Here is a 5198-nt window from a genome sequence, read left to right as displayed (position 1 = left end):
TTTAATTTTGGAAAATTATCTTACTTTACTTTGAAAAATTATTTTTCTTTGTATTTATTTAAAGACAGTAAAGTCAAATTTTCAAATATATTTTGATCATTTTTGATGATATTTTGCAAGGCATTTTGCAAATAAGTCATAAAAATATCTTCTTCCATCTCTTTAAATACAGGTGAATACAATTCTTTAGTAATTAATTTTAACACAACAAGATTAATTAGTTTTGTATCTTTAATAAGCGGAATTTTTGAAATAACCGTTTGAAAATCATCTATATTTAATTTTTGGAAATTATCATTTAGTATTGTTTTTTTACGATTTTGTGATAATTCATTTTGCAATTTATCTAAAATTTTTCCTATATTTTCATAAGTAAAATCTAAATTAACAGAAGAATTAGATTCCATAATAACTTCAGAATTTTTAATATTATTATCCTCTATAAAACTATAATCTATTTTTGTTTCAATAAGTTCTTTAATGTTTTCTTTTGCCTTAAAATCTAAACCATCTATTTTTCCTCTAGGTTTTAGCTCTATTTCATCCATCTGTGTGTGTTTTTCTATTTCTTTTATTTCTTTTGCTTGCTTTAAAGTTTCTTGTTTAATCTCTTTTGAATCAACAAAACGCAACTCAATAAGACCTAACTTTAGAACATCGCCTTTGTTGATAATAATTTCATAACCATCTTCCAATCTAGAAAAAGAATTATTATAAAAAATATCACTGCATTCTATAGGCGTCATAGTAAAAAAACCTTCTTCAAAAGTAATCTTCATATGTTTTTCTTTAACAGAATTATTTTTATCTTGTATCCAAAATAAACATTCTGGACTTGATCCAACAAGTCCACCAGTTTCATCAAATACACAAGCTACTGTTTTTGTAATATTTTCATCAATATTTTCAATTATCAATCCTATGGTTTCTTTATCTATCATTTTGAGCCTTTGTTATATTTTCTACTATTTTAAAATCACTTAATATCATAATTATATTATTAATATCTGAGTTGTTATTATTAAGTTTGAAATCAAAATACATTTTTTTATTGTCATTAAATAAAACACTGTAAGATGAATTTGAATTTTTACTTTCCTGTAATAATTTATACCAAGCCCATTCTCCTTTATATGATTTTGTGTAATTTATATTAGCATCTAAATAAGAATACGCAGTGAAATCAAAACTAGTTCCATTGTTAAATTCATCAGTTATAACATCTAATTTTGTATGCAATGTGTGATCATATATAATAGAAGTATCATTATACTGAACTTTTACAAAAGAAAAATCGGCACTTAAGTCAAGACTTTGTAAAGTAAAGCGCACTCTCATTACATCATTTGCATTTAGCATTAACTCTGATAAATTACCAGCCTTAGTAATAAAATCCAAAAATTCTTTGGAAAAAGTTAATCTTGAACTAAATTTAGAATTAATAGAGTAAACATTTTTTCTTTTAATTAGAACATTTGTTAAATATTTTTCATAAAACTTATTTAAAATTCCATTTTTACCAAAGAAATTTTTAAAAGAATCTATACTTAAATCTTGTGAACTTAGCAAATTAAAAGGATAAAAAGGAGCTATATCATTAACAAATGGTGCATAAACCTCATTCAACCAAACAGTATTAAACAAAGAAACTCCATGGTTTTCTATAATATTCCAAGCATATAAAGAAAGAGTTACATAATATTTTTCCAATTCACTTGGTAAATTTTTAATATTTTGTTCAAGAGAACTAAATGGGTCGCTAGAATCTTTACTATCGCTTAAAGCGTATTTTATTTTTTCCTCAATAGTTTGCGAGTTATTTGTTGTAAAGTCAGTTATTTTTTTATGAATATTAGACAAATCTGTATTTATTAATTCCATGGTTTTTTGATGACTTCCAACATCTAAACCTACAGCAGTAGCACCCGTATTTAAAATAGAATTTTGTTCTATAATTTTATGATAAGCATCAAACGAACTGGTAATCCCCATAAAACTTGTCTTTATTTCAGCAGCATTAACACCGAGATTATATGCTTGAGTTAGTAAAGTAGCATCGTTAAGATTGGTATTTACACTAACAATTTTTATAAAATTCATTAAAGGATTTTCTTTTTTAGATAGTATATTAAGTTCATTTAGCATAGAACTTTTAGAAATAAACTTTTTTGGTGCAAGTGAATTTAAAATTTCTTGCCATTTATTTTGATATTGCGTTAAATAAATTTTAATAATTCCCATTGCCATATTGCTTCTATTTTCAGAATTTGACAAATCATTTAAAATCCACGAATCAATCTCAATGGCTTTATCTATTTTTACATTTAATGTTTGCAAAAAGTCAGCCATACCTTTTTTTGTGTAAATTTCTTCAATACTATCAATTTTAATAGACTCTGAGAAAACATTATTAGCAGCAAATCCTAATTCATTTTTAAAATTATATACTTTATTGTTTTTATCTAGAATGATAAAGTTAAGTAAAGTATATATTCTTTGAATTTTTGCTACATTATATAGTTTTTCAATAGATAGTTTAACCGAAATATCATCTTGCTGAGAAGTGCTTAAGTCAATCTTTTGAAGTTCATCGATACCAGATAGAAAATTTTCTTTAGAAATTTTATATTTTTCTAAAAAATTCCAATTTTCATTAATCCATATTTTTAATAAATCTTTATCAAGATATTTTTGCTCAAACAATGATTTATATACATATAAAGTTTTAATTAAGTTATCATAATTATCATCAGTTTGTAATATTATTTCCATTTCTTTTAATAGGGTATTTTTCAACACATCTTCACTAATTTTATAATATAAATTTTGTGCTTTTTTAAAGCCTTTATATGTTATGTTTAAGCTAAAATATTCAAACAAACTTGCCTTTTCGATTAATTGTGGATATACACTTAGTATATTTCTTAAATCAACTAATAATTTTGCTTTCTCTTCTATACTCATCATGGGGTAATCTTGCATATTTTTCAACAAAAATGAAAGATCAGTATAAACACTTTGAGATATTTTCTTTTCTTGCTCACTTTTAAGAATAAAATAAGATGAAATAAAATAAGTCATACAACTCAAAAATATAGTTAAACCCACAAGCGATATCTTTTTGTAAAAACTTTTAATTCTACTTAGCGATGAATCTTTAAAGACAATATCTTCAAGCAAAGACTGAACAAAATAACTTTGCTTGCTAAAAGACTGTTTTACTTGAGCTAATGGTTTTTTTATATTATACTTTTCACAAATTGTATCAAGCATAAAATTTCTTGGCACATTTTCTTGATAAGCACTTACATAATATACCCCTCTTAAAACTGAACTATTTTTTAAAATATTTTCATTTTGGAGTTGCACGATAAAGTCTTTGCTCAATACAAATAAATTATCCAACTGCTTTAAAAATAAATAAATTTTATTTTTTTCCTCTATAGTGTATATAGAAGAATTTTTATCAACAAAACGTAAAAACAAAGATTTGCTTATCTCTTCAAAAGACTTTTGAATATCTTCTTCTTTAAAATGTTCTGCAAAACTTACACCAAAAGCTTTTTTTTGAATTTTTTCATTGAAAATATCAAAAAATTCTCTCATACCTTCTATCAAATCTAATTTTGAAAAAACAACATAAATAGGTAATTGTACACCTAAAATTTTTTCACACTCATGCACTCTTTTTGTTAAATAACGAATTAAATTATTAGAATATTCTTTTGTGTTTTCCAAAAACAATCGAGTATCAATTATTAAAATAATGCCATTTAATTTACTATGAAAATAATTCTTATTTAAAAATTTTAAAAAATTTTGCCAAATGCTCTTTTTAATTAAAAAGTCTCTATTTTTCTCTATATCATCTTCGGGTAACTCATCGCTACTATTAGGATGAAAAAAATCTTCTTGAGAAAAATAATTTCCCTCAGTATCAAGCAAAGCGCCTTTCTTGGAAACATATAAGCTAAAATTATTGGTAGACTTATGCATCTTTTTATATGATTCTAAACTATCACTTAAAGGATATTCTATATCAGAATAATTTATAAAAGTACTTTTACCAGCACCTTCATTTCCCACAATAACAACAAGAGGCAAATTTTTAGTGTTGATATCTTTTTTCCATGTTTGTTTGGCATCTTTTAATGCGATAAAGAAATTTCTTTTTGCTTTGTATAAAAATTCATTAGATTCTTTTTTAATTTCTTTAAGTCTTATTCTTTTGTCATCCTTAAAAGATTTTATAAAATTACTTAAAGGCTTTAAAAGGAAAAACAAAAAAATACAACACCAAAATATAAAAATTATCCCAAATCTTAAATAAGAATTACTAAAAACATAAATTTCATTAAACGCAAATAAAGAACCATAAGCCCAAAAAAATAAACTTAAGACAACTAAAATAATAAGTATTAATGTGATTACAAAAATCCTAGATTTTAAAATTTGCATTATTTTTTGAAACATAATTTTTCCTAATATAAATTCAAATAATTTTTATTTCTATTTATTAATTTTATATTATTTTTACTTATTTTGTATTAAAATATTAAAAGCTTTTAATATAAATATAAAGTTAAAATTATAATCATAAGGAAAAACATGGCACAACCAGCATATATCAAAATCGAAGGTTCAACACAAGGACTTATTTCAAGTGGTGCTTCTACAGAAGCAAGTATAGGAAATCGCTATCAAGCAGGACACGAAGACGAGATTATGGCTCAAGAAATTTCTCATATTGTAACAGTTCCAGTTGATCAACAAAGTGGACAACCATCAGGACAAAGAGTTCATAAGCCTTTTACTTTCACTTGCTCTCTAAATAAAGCAGTTCCTCTACTTTACAATGCACTTACAAAAGGTGAAAGACTTCCGAGTGTTGAAGTTCATTGGTTTAGAACATCAACAAGTGGTGGACAAGAACATTTTTTTACAACTAAATTAGAAGATGCTATCATTACAGATATTACCTTAGTAATGCCAAATGCTCAAGAAGCAAACAATCATGACAAAACAGAGCTTTTTAAGGTATCCTTAAATTACAGAAAAGTTATTTGGGAGCATACAGCGGCTGGAACAAGCGGAAGTGATGATTGGAGAGAAGCAAATTCGTAACACAATAAGCTCATTGTTAAACAATGAGCTTTATATGCTATTTAATATCCTTATCACTTTCATTAAAAATAATC

Annotated in this window: 3 protein-coding genes; 1 reads left to right on the top strand and 2 read right to left on the bottom strand. The window is 24.8% G+C overall.

Annotation, left to right across the window (positions count from 1 at the left end):
• Positions 1–38 precede the first annotated feature (38 nt).
• Both L8W56_RS08650 and tssM read right to left on the bottom strand, forming a co-directional pair.
• Complete coding sequence (locus L8W56_RS08650) at positions 39–941, bottom strand: hypothetical protein (RefSeq protein ID WP_263660019.1); 903 nt, start codon at positions 939–941, stop codon at positions 39–41.
• Entirely contained in the window at positions 931–4473 is a 3543-nt protein-coding gene (gene tssM / locus L8W56_RS08645; RefSeq protein WP_263660018.1) for a type VI secretion system membrane subunit TssM, read from the bottom strand. Before tssM ends, L8W56_RS08650 begins: the two co-directional genes overlap by 11 nt.
• A gap of 135 nt (positions 4474–4608) precedes the next feature.
• Here tssM and L8W56_RS08640 point away from each other — a divergent pair, with 135 nt between their 5' ends.
• Positions 4609–5124 carry an Hcp family type VI secretion system effector gene (locus L8W56_RS08640; RefSeq protein WP_039626225.1) on the top strand — a complete coding sequence of 172 codons (516 nt, stop codon included), beginning with the start codon at positions 4609–4611 and terminating at the stop codon, positions 5122–5124.
• The last annotated feature ends 74 nt before the right edge of the window (positions 5125–5198 follow it).

Source organism: Campylobacter sp. IFREMER_LSEM_CL1085 (assembly GCF_025772235.1).
GTDB classification, from domain to species: Bacteria; Campylobacterota; Campylobacteria; order Campylobacterales; family Campylobacteraceae; genus Campylobacter_D; species Campylobacter_D lari_D.
The sequence above is the reverse complement of the archived record's forward strand: the minus strand, read 5'-3'. Positions and strand labels throughout refer to the sequence as shown.

Excerpts from the sequence above, each read along its gene's own strand:
- L8W56_RS08650 (WP_263660019.1), bottom strand. The coding sequence starts at position 941 with ATGATAGATAAAGAAACCATAGGATTGATAATTGAAAATATTGATGAA.
- tssM (WP_263660018.1), bottom strand. The coding sequence starts at position 4,473 with ATGTTTCAAAAAATAATGCAAATTTTAAAATCTAGGATTTTTGTAATC.
- L8W56_RS08640 (WP_039626225.1), top strand. The coding sequence starts at position 4,609 with ATGGCACAACCAGCATATATCAAAATCGAAGGTTCAACACAAGGACTT.